Raw genomic sequence first — 16,864 nt, forward strand, 5'->3', positions numbered from 1 at the left:
CATTTCAGGCCGGCGTGAGGCTTACCGGGAGCCGTCCCCACGACCGGAGCGTGTTGTTCAGCCGCCGGGTCGGCGTGCCGGCGAGTTCGAGTGTCGCGACCTTGGCGGCCAGTGCCGACAGCAGCACCTCGCCCTCCATCCGCGCGAGGTGCTGCCCCACACAGTGGTGAATGCCCATACCGAAACCGACATGGCCAAGGACCCGGCGGGTGAGGTCGTAGCGGTGCGGCCGCTCGAACCGGCGATGATCCCGGTTCGCCGAGGCCAGGTGCAGCAACACTTTTGCCTCAGCCGGCACGCGCACACCGGCGATGTCGGCGCCGCGGACCGCGGTGCGGTAGAAGGTCTGGACCGGTGACTCGAACCGGATCGCCTCCTCGAACGCGACGCGTGCTCGCGCCGGATCCTTTCTGAGCAGTCGCCACTGATCGGGATTCGTGGCCAGGCAGTAAATCGCCGCCGCGATCGACGCGACGGTGGTGTCGACACCCGCCGTGAGCAACGAGCGGACGAGCAGGGGCGCGTCGTCTTCGGGCGGTTCGCCGCGATCGACGGCCTCCCAGATCCGCGCACCGAGCCCACCAGGCCGCAGCCTCTCCCGCCGGGTCTGTTCCGCGATGGCCTCGGGCGCTTTCGCCATCGCGGTCGTGAACAGGTCGTTCTCGGGTCCGTCGCCATTGAAGACGAGGTCGCCATAGGTGAGCAGGTGCGGCCGGACCTGCTCACCAAGTCCGACCGCGGCCGGGAACACGGTCAGCGGGAACGCCTCGGCCAGCTCGGCCACCGCGTCGAAGGTCCCGCGCTCGAGGAGTCCGTCGATCATCCGGTCCGCGGCCGCGGTGAAGTCCTCCCGCAGGTTCCGCAAAGCTCGCGCCGAGAGGACTTTGTTGACCACCTTGCGGCGCGGCGTGTGGGCGGGCGGATCGGTCTCGATCAGCAAACTCGGTGTGCGCCAGTACTTGCCGTCGCGCAGGTCCGGGAGCCCGACTCCGGCACTGGAGATCAGCTCCTGCCACTGCCGCAGGCCCGCGTGTACCTGGTCGTACCGGCCGCAGGCGTATACCTCGTACCGGGGCAGCCACACCAATGGTCCCGCCTGGCGGAGCTGCTCGTGGAACTCGTGTGGCTCGCGCAGAACGTCGTGGTCGTAGGGATCCACGTCCAGTTCCGGCACGCCGCTGACCGTCCGGGCACCGGTGGTCACGAGGACTCCTCGGCGAGGTTCGCGTGGACGCGGCGGAGTTCCTTCTTGAGGATCTTCCCGCTGGGGTTCTTCGGCAGGTGGTCGGCGAAAACCACGTACTTGGGCCGCTTGTAGCCGGCGAGCACGTCGCGTGCGTGGGCGTGCACCTGCTCGACGGTGAGCGCGGCACCCGGTTTGGGCACGATGACCGCCGTGACGGCCTCGATCCACCGGGGGTGGCTGATGCCGAACACGGCGGCCTCGGCGACACCGTCGAGCTGGAACAGCGCTTCCTCGACTTCCCGGGACGCGACGTTCTCGCCGCCGGTTTTGATCATGTCCTTCTTGCGGTCGACGACGGCGAGGTAACCGTCGTCGTCGAACACGCCGAGGTCGCCGGAGTGGAACCACCCGTTCCGAAACGCGGCGGCGGTCCTGTCCTCGTCTTCGTAGTAGCCCAGGGTCGCGTGCGGGCTGCGGTGCACGATCTCGCCCACCTCGCCCGGGGGCAGCTCGTTGTCGTCGTCATCGACGACCCGCGTCTCGACGTTGATCGCCTGGCGTCCCGCGGAGCCGGCGTGCGCCAGTTGCTCGTCGGGGTGCAGGATCGTGGCGACCGGCGCCATCTCGGTCTGGCCGTAGAAGTTCCACAAGCGCACACCGGGCAGGCGCTGTTGCAGCTCCCGGAGCACTTCCACCGGCATCGGCGAGGCTCCGTAGTAGCCCTTGCGCAGGCTCGACAGGTCCGTGCGGTCGAAGTCAGGGTGCCGCAGCAGCGAAATCCACACTGTCGGCGGGCAGAACAGTTTCGTGACCTTCTCGCGCTCGATCGTCGCCAGCAGCGCGGCGGGGTCCGGGCCGGAGGAGATGATGCTCGTGGCGCCCAGGTAGACGTCGACCGAGAAGAAGCAGTCCAGCTGGGCGCAGTGGTACATCGGCAGGGCGTGGACCTCGACGTCGTCGACGCTCATCCCGCCATCGATCACGCACGAGACGTACTGGCTGATGAGCGAGCGGCTGGAGAGCATCACCCCTTTCGGCCGGGATTCGGTGCCGGAGGTGTACATCAGTCGCAGCGGGTCGTCGTCGGCGATCGGCACGTCCGGCGCCGACGGGTCCCCGCTGTCGATCCAGGTGTCGACGTCCTCCCAGTCACCGGTGGGCGACGCGCCGATCCAGCCGCGCACCCCGCCGGACAGCCCGGCGGAGGCGATGGCTTTTTCGGCGGCCGGGGCGAGGGTGTCTTCGGTGACCAGACCCCTCGCGCCGGAGTGGCTGAGGATGTAGGCGATCTCATCCGCGCCGAGCATGAAGTTGATCGGCACCAGTACGACGCCCAGCCGGGCCGTGGCGAAGGTCAGTACCGCGTAGGCCCAGCAGTTGTGTGACAGCAACGCCAGCCGGTCACCCTTGCCCAGGCCGCGGTCGGCCAGCGCATTCGCACAGCGGTTCACGCTCGCGTCGAACTCCGCGTAGGTGACGCGCCGCTCCCCGGCGATGACGGCGAGCTTGTCCGGGTGCCGTAGTGCGGTGCGGCGCAACAGATCACCCACCGAGTGCTGGCGGGCACGGGCGACGGCCTCGCTGGTCATCTGAAAATCCTTTCTGCCACGTGTGATTTCCCTTGTGGGGGTGGTGGCGGACCGGGGCAGGGCTTTCCCGGGTGTGCGGCACGCGCTCTGAAACACGGGTGTCTGCCGGCAGTTCGTACCCTACGGTCAGACACCGCGTTCCGTAGGAGCTTTGACGACCGCGACGGATCCGGCCTGGCGGGTCGCCGTCGTCAGGGACTCCGCGCGGGTCTCCGGCAGCAACCACGACGTGGCCGCGCTGATGAGGCCCACGACGACGAGGAACGCCGCGATCGCCCAGGAGTGTGTGCCGCCGCCGGCGGCGGCCAGCAGCGAAGCGCCGATCAGGGGGCCGAATCCGGAGCCGACGGTCTGGGCGAGCTGATAGCTCGCGGACACGGAGGTGTATCGGATTCCGGTCGGGAACAGTTCGCTCAGCAGCACCGGCCCCACGGATGTCGCGGCGGTCAGGATGAAGGTCAGGTAGCCGACCACGGCGACGACGAGCAGAGCGGTCGACCGGGAGTTGATCGCGAGAAAGAGGGGGTAGGCGGTGACGGCCAGGCTTGCCCCCGCGAAGATCAGGACCGGCTTCCGCCCGATGCGGTCGGAGATCAGGGCGTAGAGGGGGGTCATGACGATCGCCCCGACCAGGCCGGCGCTCGTGGCCAGCAGCGCGGCCGAACGCGGGTATCCGATGCTCGTCGTGTAGGAGATCACGAAGATGCCGAAGACGCCCTGACCGCAGTACGGGCCGATCTGGACGACCACGGCCTGGAGCATCCGGCCAGGGTTACGGCGGAAAAGCTCCAGCACCGGCGCGGGGCGCGGGCCGGCCTGCGCCCCGCGGTCGGCGAGGAAGACGGGGCTTTCCAGGACCCGGGTCCGGAAATACACCCCGACTGCCAGGAGCGCGAAGCTCGCCAGGAAGGGCACGCGCCATCCCCATGAGATGAGCTGGTCGGCGGGCAGCAGGGTGACCCCCGTGACGGTAACGGTAGCCAGCAGCGCACCGATGGGCGCACCGAGGGTCGCCGCGCTGGTGGACAGGCCGCGGCGCCTGGGGCCGGCGTGCTCGGCGGTCATGAGCACCGCCCCGCCGAACTCGCCCCCGACAGCGAGTCCCTGCAGCAGGCGGAGAAGCAGCAACAGGAGTGGGGCGGCCGCACCGATCTGTGCGTAGCCCGGAAGCACGCCGATGAGACCGCTGGAGAGCCCCATGACGATCATCGTGGTGAGCATGACGGACTTGCGCCCGAGACGATCCCCGAAGTGGCCGAACACGATCGCGCCCGCCAGTCGCGCCACGTAGCCGGCGGCCAGGGTGGCGAGCGCGACGATCGTGCCGACCAGGGGGCTGAGGTTGGTGAAGAAGACCTTGTTGAAGACCAGGGCGGCGACCGTGCCGTAGAGCAGGAAGTCGTAGTACTCGATGGTCGTGCCGAGACAACTCGACAGCGCGACGCGGCGGCGGGAGTTCCGCTCGGATGGCGACATTGCTATCTCAGCCATCTCAGCCATCTCAGCCATAGCAAACCCCTCTCCTGAGGGACGGACCACGGTCAAGGGGGCCGGGCCGCCCGAGATTTTGGTAACTAAGGTCACAGGGCCTGGAAGACATGATTGGTAACCAATCTGCCTGTTGTCAAGGGTTGTTCCAGTTCCGCTGCCAGGTCTATCGGTGGCCAGTTGCGTTTTTTCTCGGCAAGGAGCGACAAGGGGCCCTTGCGCGAATCCGCTTGGAGGGGCATATTGGCTACCAATCCCGCTGCAGACAGCTCTGTCACCGGAGGAAGCACAATGAACCGACCCGCGGCGCAGGACAGCGCCGATCTCGACGTCCCGGTCCTGATCGTCGGTGGAGGCCCGGCCGGGCTCACGGCCGTACTGGAACTGGCCCGGCGCGGGATCGAGGGCCTGCAGGTGGAGCGGCGCGCGTTCACGGCCCACTTCCCCCGGGCGCACCTGCTCAACGTCCGCACGATGGAGACCTTCCACGACGTGGGAGTGGCAGAGCAGGTCTACCGGGAGTCGCCGCCCGAGGACCGGTGGCACAAGTGCGCCTGGTACACCTCGCTCGCCGGGCCGACCCCCTTGCACGGGCGGAAGATCGGCGAGGTCGACGCGTGGGGAGGCGGAGCGGACGCGGCACGCTACGCGGCCGCGAGCCCGCGCAGGTTCGCGAACCTGCCCCAGTTGCGGCTCGACACGATCCTCGCCGAGCACGCCGCGCGGGCCTGGCCGGGGCGGGTCCGGGCGCGGCATGAGCTCGTCGACCTGGAGTTCGATGAGCCGGGTGCCGGGCCCGAAGGGCAGGGGGGTGGGAAGAACACCGGCGCGACGGCGACGATCTTCGACCGCGAGAGCGGCCGCTCGTACCGGGTCCACGCCCGGTTCGTGATCGCCGCCGACGGCGGCCGGACGTGCGCGGGGCTGCTCGGGGTCGGGGTCTCCGGCCCGCGGGCCCTGCTGGACATCGTCAGCGTGTACTTCGCGGCCGACCTCTCCGAGCATGCCGACCCCGAGGCGTTGCTGACCTACTTCGTCTCACCCGCCGGGCAGGGCACCTTCGCCGGGGCGCTGCTGGCACTCGGCCCCGGCCAATGGGGTGCGCGGTCGCCGGAGTGGTCACTGGGCCTGGCCTACCGCATCGGTGACCCGGCCGCCGACGACAGCGACGCCGTCGTCCGGCAGGCGCGCGAGATCCTCGGCCTGCCCGACCTCGACATGGACGTGCGTGCGATCAGCCACTGGCAGTTCGAGGGTGTGGTCGCCGACCGCTTCCGGGTCGGCCCCGTGTTCTTCGTCGGTGACGCCGCGCACCGGCATCCCCCCACCGGTGGCCTGGGTTTGAACACGGCGATCGGGGACGTGACGAACCTGGCGTGGAAGATCGCGGCGGTCCTGGACGGTGAGGCCGCCGAGACGCTTCTGGACAGCTACGAAAGCGAACGGATGCCGATCGCGGCCCGGAACGTGGAGCACTCGCTGCGCAACGCGGGGCGGCACGCACCGGTGGCCACCGCACTGGGCCTCGCGAAGGGACAGTCGGAAGAGGACGGCTGGGCGCAGATCGCGGTCTGGGCGGGAGACACCCCCGAGGGTGCGCGGCGCCAGGCCGCCTCGGCGGTCGCGGTGGCGCACAACGCCGAGGACTACAGCCAGCTCAACATCGAGGCCGGGTTCGCCTACGAGGCCGGTGCCGTCATCCCCGACGGCACGCCGCCACCACCGGGACACGACTCGGCCATCGAGTTCCATCCGACGGCGCGGCCGGGACATCACGTTCCGCACGTCTGGCTGGACCGAGCCGGCGAACGAGTGTCCACATCGGACCTCGTTGCGCCGGTTGGCATGACGCTCTTCGTCGACGCGGCGCATTCGGCAGTGTGGCGGCGCGCGGCCGAGGCCGTCACCGGGGTCCGGCTCACCGTGGTCGAGGTCGGTGACACCCTGGTCGATCCGTCGGGGGAGTGGACGTCCGTGCGCGGCACCGGCCCCGACGGGGCTCTGCTCGTGCGCCCCGACCGCCACGTCGCGTGGCGTGTCGCGACCGCTCCCGCCGATCCGTCCGCCGAACTGGCCGCCGTCCTGCGTCGCCTGCTGCATCCCGTGCAGGCCCCGCCGGGGTTCCGTGGCGACCTGACCGGGATCACCGACGCCGGCGAGGCACTGCGGGTGACCGCGGCGCGTGATCCACGCTTGTTCACCGTCGTCGAATGACACCTATCCGGAGGAATTTCCATGGCAGAGATCGTTTTCGGTGCGGCCACCTCACATAGTCCGCTGCTGGCCGCGCCACCGAACCTGTGGGCCGAGCGCGCCGGCCAAGATCGCGCCAACCCCGAACTCTACGACCACTCGGGGGTGATCCGCAGCTTCGACGACCTCGCGGCCGCGGCGGGGGACCGGTTCGCGCAGGCCCGCACACCCGGCGCCTGGGAGGAGAACTGGCGGCGTTGCGAGGCGGCGCTGGCCCGGTTGCGCGAGGACTTCCGGCGCGTCGCCCCGGACGTCGTCCTGATCGTCGGGGACGACCAGCGGGAGCTGTTCACCGAGACCAACCAGCCGGCCATGGCCATCTCCGCGGCCGCGTCGATGACGACCGGACTGCTCGACGATCACGACTCGGAATTTCTGAAGGAAGCGGCCCACAGCTACCTGATGGACGCCGAGTTCACCTTCGCCGGACACGCGGCGCTGGCCGAGGACCTGGTCCGGGGCCTGATGCGCGAGGGCATCGACGTCGGCTGGATGGCCGACGCGCCGCCGGGAACCGGATTCGGGCACGCCTATGGCTTTCCGATTCACCAGTTCCTGCAACCGGAACCCGTCCCGGTCATTCCGTTCATGCTCAACACCTACTACCCGCCCAACCAGCCGAGTCCCCGGCGCTGCTTCCAACTCGGGCGTGCGCTGCGTGCGGCGGCCGCGGCGTCGCCGGTCGAGGCGCGCGTCGCCGTGCTCGCCTCCGGCGGCCTGAGCCACTTCGTGGTGAACGAGGAACTGGACCGGCAGGTGCTCGACGCGATCGCGAGCAAGGACAGCGAGGCGCTCTGCGACATCCCGGAAGCCCTGCTCAACAGCGGTTCCTCGGAGATTCGGAACTGGATCACCGTCGCCGGTGCGATGGAGGGCAGGCCGGTGGACTGGTCCGAGTACGTGCCCATCGTGCGATCGGCCGCCGGAACCGGGTGCGGCATGGGCTTTCTGAGCTGGCGTTAGGAAGAGGAGGACATCGTGACCCGACGTTCGATCGAGGTGCCCGGCCTGCATCACGGCGGCCTGCCGATCCCGCAGGCGTGCGTGGTGGGCAACCTGCTGGCCTCCAGCGGGATCTCCCCGCTCGACCCCGCGACGGGAACTGTGCCGGAGAGTAGCGAGGAGCAGGTGGAGCTGGTGTTCGCGAACGCCCGCAAAGTCCTCGAGGTGGCGGGCGGCCGGCCCGAGGACGTGGTCAAGTGCACGGTCTTCGTGCGCGACAAGGCGATCCGCCCGGTGATCGACAAGTACTGGACCGAGATGTTTCCCGACGCGGCCGCCAGGCCCGCCCGGCACACGCTGCGGATCGACCTGGCCGAGCCGCTGCAGATCCAACTCGAGATCCTCGCCCTGCTCGGAGAAGGCTGACCACTCATGATCATCGACGCACATGCCCACCTCGTCGCCCCCGACGGGCTGTACGCGTACCGGGCGAGCCTGATCGCCGACGGCGGCTATCACGTGGGCAAGCCCAAGATCCCGGACGACGCGCTGGCTCAGGCCGCCGCGGGCAACGTGGCCATCATGGATTCGGTCGGAACCGACCTGCAGCTCCTGTCGCCACGCCCGTTCCACCTCGGTAGCTCGATGAGCCCCGCCCGGCTGGTGGAGCCGTGGATCCGCGCGAACAACGACACCATCGCCCGGACCGTCGCCCTGCACCCGGACCGGTTCGCCGGAGTCGGCGCGCTGCCGCTGGTGCCCGACCAGCCGGTCGATGTGGCCTTCGCCGAACTGGACCGCATCGTGGACCTCGGTTTCGTCGGCGTTCTGGTCAATCCGGATCTGCACGAGGGCCGTGGTGGTACCCCGCCACTCGGCGACCGGTACTGGTACCCGCTGTACGAGAAGCTGGTCGAACGCGACCTCCCCATGCACGTCCACTCCGCAGGCTGCTACAGCGGGCGCGAAACCTACAGCGAGCATTTCGTCACCGAGGAATCCATCGCGATCCTGGCCATGTTGCGCGGCCCGGTGTTCACCGACTTCCCGTCCCTGCGGGTGCTGATCTCCCACGGTGGCGGCTCCGTGCCCTACCAGATCGGGCGCTGGCAGGCCGAGGTCCTGCACCCCGCGCTGGGCGGCGGCGCGGAATCGGAGCGGTTCGAGACCTCGTTGCGGCGGTTCTGGTTCGACTCGGTGCTGCACCACCCGCCGTCGCTGGAGTTGCTGCTGCGCACGGTCGGCGCGGACCGCGTGCTGTTCGGGACCGAGAAACCGGGTAGCGGCAGCGCCCCCAACCCGGACACCGGCCGCGACTTCGACGACCTCAAGCCCGTCATCGCGGGCTTCGGATTCCTGTCGGACACCGAGCGCAGGGCGGTGTTCGAGGACAACGCGCGCCTGGTGTTCCCGGCGCTGAAGAACGTGGCCGGCCGCTGATGAACGACCTGGTGAAACGGCTGCGGGCGCTGGACACCTGCGCGGTGTCCGACGCCATGGACCGGCACGGCCTCACCGGCGTTGTCGGCGGGCTCCGGCCGCTGGCCGCCCGGCGGCCGCTGGCGGGCCGCGCCGTCACCGTCCTGCTGGGCCCGCCGCCCGCTCGTCCCACCGCGTCGCCCCGGCGGCATCTGGGTACCGCCGCCGTCGACGCCTCCGGACCGGACGAGGTCATCGTGGTCGCCCACCAGGGCCGGACCGACTGCGCGGGCTGGGGCGGTCTGCTGTCGCGCGCCGCGGCGGCCCGTGGAGTCGAGGGCGTGGTGGTCGATGGGGCGGCCCGGGACCTGACCGAGGCGAGCGAGGCCGGGCTGCCGCTGTTCGCCAGCGCCGGCACTCCTGTCACGGCCCGGGGACGGGCGGTCGAACTGGCCTGGGGCGAGCCGGTCGAGGTCGGCGGAATACCCGTCGCCCCCGGCGACCTCGTCCTCGGTGACGCCGGCGGCGTGGTCGTCGTTCCCGCGGGACGTGCGGAGGACGTGCTGGCCACCGCGGAGCACATCGCGGCCACGGAGTCGGCCATGGCCGCCGCGATCGAGGCGGGGACCCCGGTCTCCGCGGTGATGGGCAAGAGCTACGAGGAGCTGACCGATGGTGACCGCTGAGCAGACACCGGGGACCCGGCTGGCCGCGTTGTCGACCTCCGCGGTCTCCGACGCGCTGGATCGCCTCGGCATCCCGGGGCAGGCACTCGGCATCGCACCCCTCGACCGGGCGTTCCGGCTGGCCGGGCGCGCCTGGACGGTGCGCTACGGGCCGGTCGGGCAGGACCGTGGCACGGTCGGTGACTACATCGACGACCTCGGCCCTGGCGATGTCGTCGTGCTGGACAACCAGGGCCGTCTCGATGCCACCGTGTGGGGCGACCTGCTCACGACGACTGCCCATGGCCGCGGCGTCGCGGGGACGGTCATCGACGGGGTCTGCCGTGACGTCGACCGCAGCCTCACGCTCGGCTACCCGATCTTCTCCCGGGGCAACTGGATGCGCACCGGAAAGGACCGGGTCCGCGTCGAGGCCACCCAGGTGGCGGTGTCGATCGGCGGTGTCCGGGTCGAGCCGGGTGACCTGCTGCTCGGCGACGGCGACGGGCTGGTGGCGATCCCCGTCTCCCGCGCCGGGGAGGTGCTGGCGGCGGCGGAGGAGATCGAGCGCGCTGAGGACACCATCCGCCGGGCTGTCGAGGCCGGGACGCCGCTGCGCGAAGCCCGCCGTGCCGTTGGTTATCACGACCTGCAGCACCTCACGGGGAGGACGTCATGACGGCGGCCGGTGAGACCGGTATCCGGCTGAGTTCGGCCACCGTGCACGAGGCGGCCGGTCGCATCGGTGCCCTGCCCTCGGCGATCAAACCCCTGTCACCGGACATGCGCCTGGAGGCACCGGCGTTTCCCGTCCGAGTGCCACCGGGGGACAATCTCTGGCTGCACCGCGCGGTGTACGCGGCCGAACGCGGTGAGGTGCTGGTCGTCGACACCGGCGGCGGCTTCGAATACGGCTACTGGGGTGAGGTCCTGGCCGAGGCCGCGATCGCCCGCGGTCTCGCGGGTCTCGTGATCGACGGCGGCGTCCGTGACTCCCGGCGGCTCATCGAACTCGGCTGGCCCGTCTTCGCCGAGCGCCTGTGCGTCCGCGGGACCGCCAAGGACCCGGGCGGCGACGGCGAACTCGGCGAACCCGTGCGGCTGGGCGACGTCACCGTCGGTCTCGGCGATCTCATCGTCGCCGACGCCGACGGGGTCGTGTGCGTTCCCACGGCGAGCGCCGACGACATCCGGAGCCGGTCCGCCGAGCGGGAACGAACCGAGACGGAATACATCCGGCGCCTGCGTGGGGGCGAAACCACCTTGGCCATCTACGGACTGCCGTGACCGATGTCGAAGACCGAGGGAAACGAGGACGGCGAGAACGGCCATGAGTGCTCGTCAGCCGGCTGCGAAACCTGCGTTGATATAGTGCGAGCGGTAGCGCATAGTGAACGGGGGCTGCTCATGCCGGGGAAGATTCCGGCCGCGTCAGCGCCCATCGCCCAGACCCGAAGCGTCGCCGGCGTGATCAACCGGTTGCGGGACATGATCATCAATCGCGACCTCCTGCCCGGACAGCAGATCCGCCAGGAGGAAATGGCGCGGGTGCTGGGGATCAGCCGGGTGCCGTTGCGGGAAGCGCTCCGGGTGCTCACCACGGAAGGTCTGTTGACGCATCGGCCACACCAGGGCTACTTCGTCACGAGGCTGAGTACCGAAGAGCTCGAGCAGATCCACAACCTGCTCGAGTTCCTCGAGACGGAACTGATCCGCACCGTCCGCTGGCCCTCCAGCGATGAGGTGGCGCGACTGCGGGCCATCAACCGTGAGATCGCCAAGGCCGCGGACCAGCGGGACATCGCGGCGGTCAACCGGCTCAACCGGGAACTGCACCGGGCGATCTTCCGGCTGTCACCGATGGCGGTGTATCTCGCCGAGGCGGAGAAGTTCTGGACCATGGGCGAGCCCTACCGCCTGCTGCATGTGGCCACCACGGACACCGCGATCGCGACCGAAGAACACGATCAGCTCATCGACGCACTCGCCGCGCAGGACCGTGCCCTGTGCCTGCGGATCCTCGCGCACCACAGGCGCGAGACCCAGGAGGCGGCGCTCACCATGCTCGTCGGCGACAAGGGGCACGGTACCGGTCTCGCCGCCGGATGAATCCTCCGCGATGGTGTGGCTGACCGGCTCGGTGGCGAACAGCCGTACGACCCCGAAAGTGCCGGCGAGCCCATCACCGGTGGCGCTTGTGGTACTCGCGCGGGGTGGTGCCGAGATGGCCGGCGAAGGCGCGCCGGAAGGCGGCCTCGCTGATGTACCCGACGGCCGCCGCCACCCGGGCGACCGTCATGTCCGTCGTGGCGAGCAGTTTCGCGGCGGTCGCCATCCGCCATCGGACCAGGTAGGAGTGCGGGGCCTCGCCGACCGCCTCGGCGAACCGGGCGGCGAAGGCCGAGCGCGACAGGCCGCAGGCCGATGCGAGCGAGCCGACCGACCAGGAATGCCCTGGGTCGGCATGGATCAGCGTGATGGCGGGGGCGATCAGCGGGTCGGCCAGGGCTCGCAAGCCGGGCCGCCCGCTGCTGTCGCGGGTCTCCAAGCGAAGGGCGAGGATCAGCAGGATCTCCGCGAGGCGGCTCATCAGCCGGGTGCTCGCGGGGCCGGGCGAGGCGCTCTCCTCGATCATCGTGTCGGCGACGTGCCGCAGCGGTCCGGTCCTGCCCGCGCCGTCCCCGGCGACATGGATCACCGTCGGCAGGCTGTCCCACAGCGGCACGCGCGGCGCGTCGCTCATCTGCATCAGACAGCACACGAAGGAACTGCCGGGGTGGCCTTGGGTCAGTCGCAGCGGTTGTGGCGTCGCCGTGCCGGTGGGCGGGAGGGTGAGCGTCCAGGCCGTGTTCGGCGGGTCGGAGCCGTCGTGCAGGTACCCGCCGGCCCCGTGCGGGCGGATGACGACATCCCCTGGCCGCGTCACGATGGGTTCGGCGCCCAGTGCGGGGACCAGATAGGTTTCGCCGGTGGCCTGGACGAGGACCACGAGCAAAGTGGTCGGCTCACAGTCCACTCGCCATGGCGGGGCGAGGTCGATCCGCCCCGCGACGACGGTCGTCAGGCGATACACGTCCAGCAGTGACGCGAGGACGTCGACGTTCTCGGCCGCCCGGTCGTGCACGGATTCCTGCGGTGGCACCTGCCCTCCCGGTCCGGGTGGACGATTTCATCGTTTCTGGCGACATTACGGCATGGATGCTCTTTCTCTCCTGTGGTTCGCTGGCACTGAACCGGAGTACATGTGTACCCGCGGTCTGTGCGGGCGGAGCCCTTGGTGTTAAGGAGATGAGTCCCCGGTGGTGGAGAACCAGTTCACGTACGAACTCGACGGCGACGTCGCGTTGATCGGGATCAACCGCCCAGAGAAGCGCAACGCTTTGCATGACCGGATGTTCGCCGAGCTCGGCCGGCTCGTGGAGAAGGGAGGTGACGACGCGAAGGCGGCGGTGATCTTCGGTGCCGGTGCCGACTTCTCGGCCGGGCTGGACCTCGCGGAAACGGCCCGCCGCCTCCTGGAGGGGGACATCGAGCGGACACGGGTGGGCCCGCACGCCCCGCATGTCGCCTTCGACAAGATCGCCCGCGGTCGCATCCCGGTGATCGCCGCGCTGACCGGCGCGGTCGTCGGCGCCGGGCTGGAGGTGGCTGCTGCGGCGCACATCCGGGTGGCCGACGACACCGCGTACTTCGCGCTGCCCGAGGCGCAGCGTGGGATCTTCGTCGGTGCCGGCGGCTCGGTCCGCATTCAGCGCCTGCTGGGCAACGCGCGGATGACCGACATGATGCTCACCGGCCGGGTCCTCGACGCCGACGAGGCGCTCGCCCAGAACCTGGTTCAGTACCGGGTCGACACGGGCACAGCGCTCGAGACGGCACGCCGGATCGCGAAGACGGTCGCCGGCAACACGCCCGAGTCCAATTGGGCGATCACCCAAGGGCTCGCCCGCGTGAACGACATGTCCTACGACGACGCCCTCTACGTCGAGACGCTGGTGGGACGGAACGCCCTGTCGGCGGAGTCCGAGAAGCGTCTGCGAGATTTCGTGGAAAAGCGGGCCAAGCCGCTGGACCGTCCAGCTCCGTCCCGCCGCTGAAACCGACCGAGTGAAGGTACCCGATGACGAGTAACCTCAAGGACGCGGCGACCGCTTCGGCGGTCGCGACAATGCTTGCCCCCCGCTCGATCGCGATCGTCGGCGTCTCCGCGAAGCCGGGGTCGAGCGGCCGCACGCTGCTGGACCATCTGCGGCGCAACGACTATCGCGGCGAGATCCACCTGGTTGGCCGTTCCAGCGGGGAGATCGACGGGCTCCCGGTGCTGACTTCGGTCGACGAGCTGCCCAAAGGTATCGATCTCGCGCTGCTGATCCTGCCCGCGACCGGGGTCCGGGACGCGGTCGCCGCGTGTGTCCGCAGGGACGTCCGCGTCGGCGTCATCTACGCGTCCGGATTCGCTGAGTTCGGCGACGCGGGTCGCGCCGAGCAGGCGGAGATCACCCGGCTGGCCCGGGAGGGCGGCCTGCATCTCGTCGGACCCAACTGCATCGGTTACACCAACTACGTCGAGCCACTGAACACCGTCTTCCTGCCGGACCCGCCGGTACAGCGGCTCGACGAGGCCGCCCGGCCCGCGGTGGCGGTACTCGCCCAGAGCGGCGGGCTGATGGGCATGATCGTCCAGGGCCTGCAGGCACGGGGGGTGCCGATCTCGTATCGCCTCTCGACCGGCAACGAGGCCGGCCTGACGCTGGCCGACTACCTGGACTTCCTCGCCGACGACCCCGCGACCCGCGGCGCCGTCGTCTATGCCGAGGACATCCGTGACCCGGGCGGATTTCTGGCAGCGGTCCGGAAGGTCCGCGCGCGGGGAAAGCTGCTCGTGCTGATGCACACCGGTCGCAGCGCCAGGGCCCGGCAGGCCGCGGCGTCCCACACCGGGGCGCTTGCCGCGGATTACGGAGTGATGAAAACCCTGGCCACCCGCGCGGGGGCATGTGTCGTGGAGTCCCTCGAGGAGCTCGTCGACGTGGCCGAGATCCTCGGGCGGTACCCGGAGCCTCCGACGGGGGGCGTCGCGGTCGCCACGTCGTCAGGGGCCTTCTGCGCGATCGCCCTCGATACGCTGGGCGATCTCGACATCGAGGTTCCGGCACTCTCCCCGGCCACGGAGGACAAGCTCGTCGTCCGGTTGCCTGCCTACCTGAAGCCGAACAACCCGCTCGACCTCGGCACGGCGATCGTCACCGACCCGGGGCTGTTCCATGACGGGCTCGCCGCGCTGCTCGGCGACGATCGGATCGGCTCGGTCACTTTCGCCGTCCCGTACTCCCATCCCGAAGCCAACCAGGAAATGCTGCGGCAAGTGGCGAAGGCCGCGGCCGGGCAGCCCAAACCGGTCGCGGTCGCCCTGCTCGGTGACGTGCTGCCGGTGCCCGCGGAGCTTTCCGCGTATGCCGGCGAGCACGGGGTGGTCATCTCCAGTTCGCCGGAGCGGAGCCTGCGGGCGATGGCCGCGGTGACCCGCTACGGGCGTGCCCTGGCCCGCCCCCGGCCCGCCGCTTCGGCGCACGGGGACCCGGGCGTGCCCATCCACCTCGGTCCGGGGGCGCAGCCGGAATGGCGAGGCAAGCAGATCCTGGCCGCGGCCGGCGTGCCCATCCCCGAGGGCGAGCTGGCCACCACCGCCGACCACGCCGCCGAGATCGCCGCGAAGGTCGGTTATCCGGTAGCGGCCAAGGTCCAGGCCGCGGCCCTGCAGCACAAGACCGAGGCAGGCGGGCTTGTCCTCGGCATCGCCGACGAGTCCGCCCTGCGTACCGCCTGGGCCGAGCTGACCGAACGTGTGGCGGCTACCGCGGGCCTGGACATCGACGGGATCCTCGTCGAGGCCATGGCGTCCCGGGGAGTCGAGTTGATGGTCGGGGCGAAGCGGCACTCCGCCTGGGGTCCGGTCGTGATGGTCGGACTCGGCGGCGTCTGGGTCGAAGCGCTCGGTGACGTCCGGCTGATCCCGCCGGACCTGGCCGAGGCCGAGATCGTCGACGAGCTCGGGAAGCTGCGGTCGGTGAAACTCCTGGGCGGGTTCCGCGGGTCCGAGGCCGTCGACCTGGGTGCGGTGGCGAAGGTCGTGGCAACCGTCGGCCGGCTCGTGACGGAGCATCCCGAGATCGTCGAACTCGACATCAACCCCCTGCTCGCCCGCCCCGACGGAGTGACGGCGCTCGACGCGCTGATCGTCCGCGGCGGCGACCACATCGGAGAGGCGGTGAAGGGAGTATGACGGGCAACGCTCCCAGCGCCCGGGCCATGAATGGCGCGACCGATGCTGATGTCCGGGCGGCGCTCGATCATGTGCGCGAGGCGGAGCGCGAGGCCGGGAACATCCCTGGCCTGCCCCAGGTGGATCCGGGCTGGCGTCCCGGCCGCGCCGCGGTCGTCGGCGCCGGGACGATGGGCGGCGGAATCGCGATGGCACTGGCGAACGCCGGTGTCCCGGTGACGCTGATCGATCGGAGCGCGCAGGACCTCGACCGCGGTCTGTCCCGGATCGCCGCGAACTACGCATCGAGCGTGCGCCGCGGTCGGCTCGACGAAACGGAGGTCGATCGCCGGCTTGCTCTCATCGGCCGGGCAACCGGGCTGGAGGCGGTCGGCGACGCCGAAGTCGTGGTGGAGGCGGTCTTCGAAGAGTTGTCGGTCAAGCAGGACGTCTTCCGCTCGATCGACAAGCACGCTCGCCCCGGGACGCTGCTCGGCACCAACACCTCCGCGCTGGATATCGACGCCATCGCGGGCGCGACGAGCCGGCCGGCGGACGTCATCGGTGCGCACTTCTTCAGCCCCGCGCACGTGATGCGCTTGCTCGAGGTCGTCCCGGGGCTGTGGACGGCACCACTGACCGTGGCCCGCCTGATGGCGCTCGGCCGGCTGCTGGGCAAGGTGCCGGTTCGCGCGGGCAACGCCCGCGGTTTCATCGGCAACGCGATGCTCTTCGACTACCACCGGGAGTCGCTGTTCCTCGTCGAGGAGGGGGCGTTCCCGGCCGACGTCGACCGCGTCCTCACGGAATTCGGGTTCGCCATGGGGCCGTTCACCATGACCGACATGGCCGGGCACGATCTGGGTGTCGAGTCGCGCCGCCGCGCGATCGCGACCCGGCCGAAGGACCGCCGTTACGCCGATCTCGACCTGCTGCTGGTCGATCTCGGGCGGCTCGGTCAGAAGAGTGGAGCCGGGTGGTACCGCTACGTCGAAGGAGACCGGGCTCCGCATCCCGACCCGGACCTGAATCGGCAGATCGTCGACTACTCCGCTCGCAT

15 protein-coding genes are annotated in these 16,864 nt (G+C 70.2%); 11 read left to right on the forward strand and 4 right to left on the reverse strand.

The window, feature by feature from the left end; genetic code table 11:
• Positions 1-4: 4 nt before the first annotated feature.
• The 3 genes from VJT49_RS34890 to VJT49_RS34900 all read right to left on the reverse strand — a co-directional run bounded on the left by VJT49_RS34890 (position 5) and on the right by VJT49_RS34900 (position 4,266).
• Positions 5-1,204 (reverse strand): cytochrome P450, encoded by a 1,200-nt coding sequence (locus VJT49_RS34890; protein ID WP_324169267.1) that lies wholly within the window; start codon positions 1,202-1,204, stop codon positions 5-7.
• Positions 1,201-2,775: an acyl-CoA synthetase gene (locus tag VJT49_RS34895; protein WP_324169268.1), complete on the reverse strand. Its 1,575-nt coding sequence runs from the start codon at positions 2,773-2,775 to the stop codon at positions 1,201-1,203. Before VJT49_RS34895 ends, VJT49_RS34890 begins: the two co-directional genes overlap by 4 nt.
• Positions 2,776-2,901: 126 nt before the next feature.
• Positions 2,902-4,266: an MFS transporter gene (locus tag VJT49_RS34900; protein ID WP_324169269.1), complete on the reverse strand. Its 1,365-nt coding sequence runs from the start codon at positions 4,264-4,266 to the stop codon at positions 2,902-2,904.
• A gap of 288 nt (positions 4,267-4,554) precedes the next feature.
• Between VJT49_RS34900 and VJT49_RS34905 the strand changes: the two genes are divergently transcribed.
• The 8 genes from VJT49_RS34905 to VJT49_RS34940 all read left to right on the forward strand — a co-directional run bounded on the left by VJT49_RS34905 (position 4,555) and on the right by VJT49_RS34940 (position 11,651).
• Entirely contained in the window at positions 4,555-6,477 is a 1,923-nt protein-coding gene (locus VJT49_RS34905) for an FAD-dependent monooxygenase (RefSeq protein ID WP_324169270.1), read from the forward strand.
• A gap of 21 nt (positions 6,478-6,498) precedes the next feature.
• A complete protein-coding gene (locus VJT49_RS34910) occupies positions 6,499-7,479 on the forward strand; it encodes a hypothetical protein (RefSeq protein ID WP_324169271.1) in 981 nt (326 codons plus the stop codon).
• A gap of 15 nt (positions 7,480-7,494) precedes the next feature.
• Positions 7,495-7,884 carry a RidA family protein gene (locus VJT49_RS34915; protein WP_324169272.1) on the forward strand — a complete coding sequence of 130 codons (390 nt, stop codon included), beginning with the start codon at positions 7,495-7,497 and terminating at the stop codon, positions 7,882-7,884.
• 6 nt (positions 7,885-7,890) lie between these two features.
• Positions 7,891-8,898, forward strand: a complete 1,008-nt coding sequence (locus VJT49_RS34920) for an amidohydrolase family protein (RefSeq protein ID WP_324169273.1) — start codon at positions 7,891-7,893, stop codon at positions 8,896-8,898.
• Complete coding sequence (locus VJT49_RS34925) at positions 8,898-9,563, forward strand: 4-carboxy-4-hydroxy-2-oxoadipate aldolase/oxaloacetate decarboxylase (protein WP_324169274.1); 666 nt, start codon at positions 8,898-8,900, stop codon at positions 9,561-9,563. Before VJT49_RS34920 ends, VJT49_RS34925 begins: the two co-directional genes overlap by 1 nt.
• Positions 9,550-10,221, forward strand: coding sequence for an RraA family protein (locus VJT49_RS34930; protein ID WP_324169275.1), 672 nt, complete (start codon positions 9,550-9,552; stop codon positions 10,219-10,221). Before VJT49_RS34925 ends, VJT49_RS34930 begins: the two co-directional genes overlap by 14 nt.
• Positions 10,218-10,829 carry an RraA family protein gene (locus tag VJT49_RS34935; RefSeq protein WP_324169276.1) on the forward strand — a complete coding sequence of 204 codons (612 nt, stop codon included), beginning with the start codon at positions 10,218-10,220 and terminating at the stop codon, positions 10,827-10,829. Before VJT49_RS34930 ends, VJT49_RS34935 begins: the two co-directional genes overlap by 4 nt.
• 120 nt (positions 10,830-10,949) lie before the next feature.
• The gene (locus tag VJT49_RS34940; protein ID WP_324169277.1) at positions 10,950-11,651 is read left to right on the forward strand and encodes a GntR family transcriptional regulator; all 702 of its coding nucleotides are present in this window, start codon (positions 10,950-10,952) and stop codon (positions 11,649-11,651) included.
• Positions 11,652-11,724: 73 nt separating this feature from the next.
• Here VJT49_RS34940 and VJT49_RS34945 read toward each other — a convergent pair whose 3' ends face one another.
• On the reverse strand, positions 11,725-12,684 hold the full coding sequence (locus VJT49_RS34945) for an AraC family transcriptional regulator (protein WP_324169278.1): 960 nt from the start codon (positions 12,682-12,684) through the stop codon (positions 11,725-11,727).
• Between the two features lie 157 nt (positions 12,685-12,841).
• Here VJT49_RS34945 and VJT49_RS34950 point away from each other — a divergent pair, with 157 nt between their 5' ends.
• From VJT49_RS34950 to VJT49_RS34960, 3 genes are all read left to right on the forward strand, one after another.
• On the forward strand, positions 12,842-13,639 hold the full coding sequence (locus tag VJT49_RS34950) for a crotonase/enoyl-CoA hydratase family protein (RefSeq protein ID WP_324169279.1): 798 nt from the start codon (positions 12,842-12,844) through the stop codon (positions 13,637-13,639).
• A 23-nt stretch (positions 13,640-13,662) separates the two neighbouring features.
• Positions 13,663-15,825, forward strand: a complete 2,163-nt coding sequence (locus VJT49_RS34955) for an acetate--CoA ligase family protein (protein WP_324169280.1) — start codon at positions 13,663-13,665, stop codon at positions 15,823-15,825.
• A partial coding sequence (locus tag VJT49_RS34960; protein ID WP_324169281.1) for a 3-hydroxyacyl-CoA dehydrogenase family protein occupies positions 15,822-16,864 on the forward strand: 1,043 nt, incomplete at its 3' end. The genes VJT49_RS34955 and VJT49_RS34960, both read left to right, overlap by 4 nt.

It is taken from the genome of Amycolatopsis sp., assembly GCF_035276945.1.
Lineage (GTDB): Bacteria > Actinomycetota > Actinomycetes > Mycobacteriales > Pseudonocardiaceae > Amycolatopsis_E.

Bases quoted from the DNA above. Each gene is read 5' to 3' on its own strand.
- VJT49_RS34895 (WP_324169268.1), bottom strand. From the start codon at position 2,775: ATGACCAGCGAGGCCGTCGCCCGTGCCCGCCAGCACTCGGTGGGTGAT.
- VJT49_RS34900 (WP_324169269.1), bottom strand. From the start codon at position 4,266: ATGGCTGAGATAGCAATGTCGCCATCCGAGCGGAACTCCCGCCGCCGC.
- VJT49_RS34905 (WP_324169270.1), top strand. From the start codon at position 4,555: ATGAACCGACCCGCGGCGCAGGACAGCGCCGATCTCGACGTCCCGGTC.
- VJT49_RS34920 (WP_324169273.1), top strand. From the start codon at position 7,891: ATGATCATCGACGCACATGCCCACCTCGTCGCCCCCGACGGGCTGTAC.
- VJT49_RS34910 (WP_324169271.1), top strand. From the start codon at position 6,499: ATGGCAGAGATCGTTTTCGGTGCGGCCACCTCACATAGTCCGCTGCTG.
- VJT49_RS34955 (WP_324169280.1), top strand. From the start codon at position 13,663: ATGACGAGTAACCTCAAGGACGCGGCGACCGCTTCGGCGGTCGCGACA.
- VJT49_RS34935 (WP_324169276.1), top strand. From the start codon at position 10,218: ATGACGGCGGCCGGTGAGACCGGTATCCGGCTGAGTTCGGCCACCGTG.
- VJT49_RS34930 (WP_324169275.1), top strand. From the start codon at position 9,550: ATGGTGACCGCTGAGCAGACACCGGGGACCCGGCTGGCCGCGTTGTCG.
- VJT49_RS34925 (WP_324169274.1), top strand. From the start codon at position 8,898: ATGAACGACCTGGTGAAACGGCTGCGGGCGCTGGACACCTGCGCGGTG.
- VJT49_RS34940 (WP_324169277.1), top strand. From the start codon at position 10,950: ATGCCGGGGAAGATTCCGGCCGCGTCAGCGCCCATCGCCCAGACCCGA.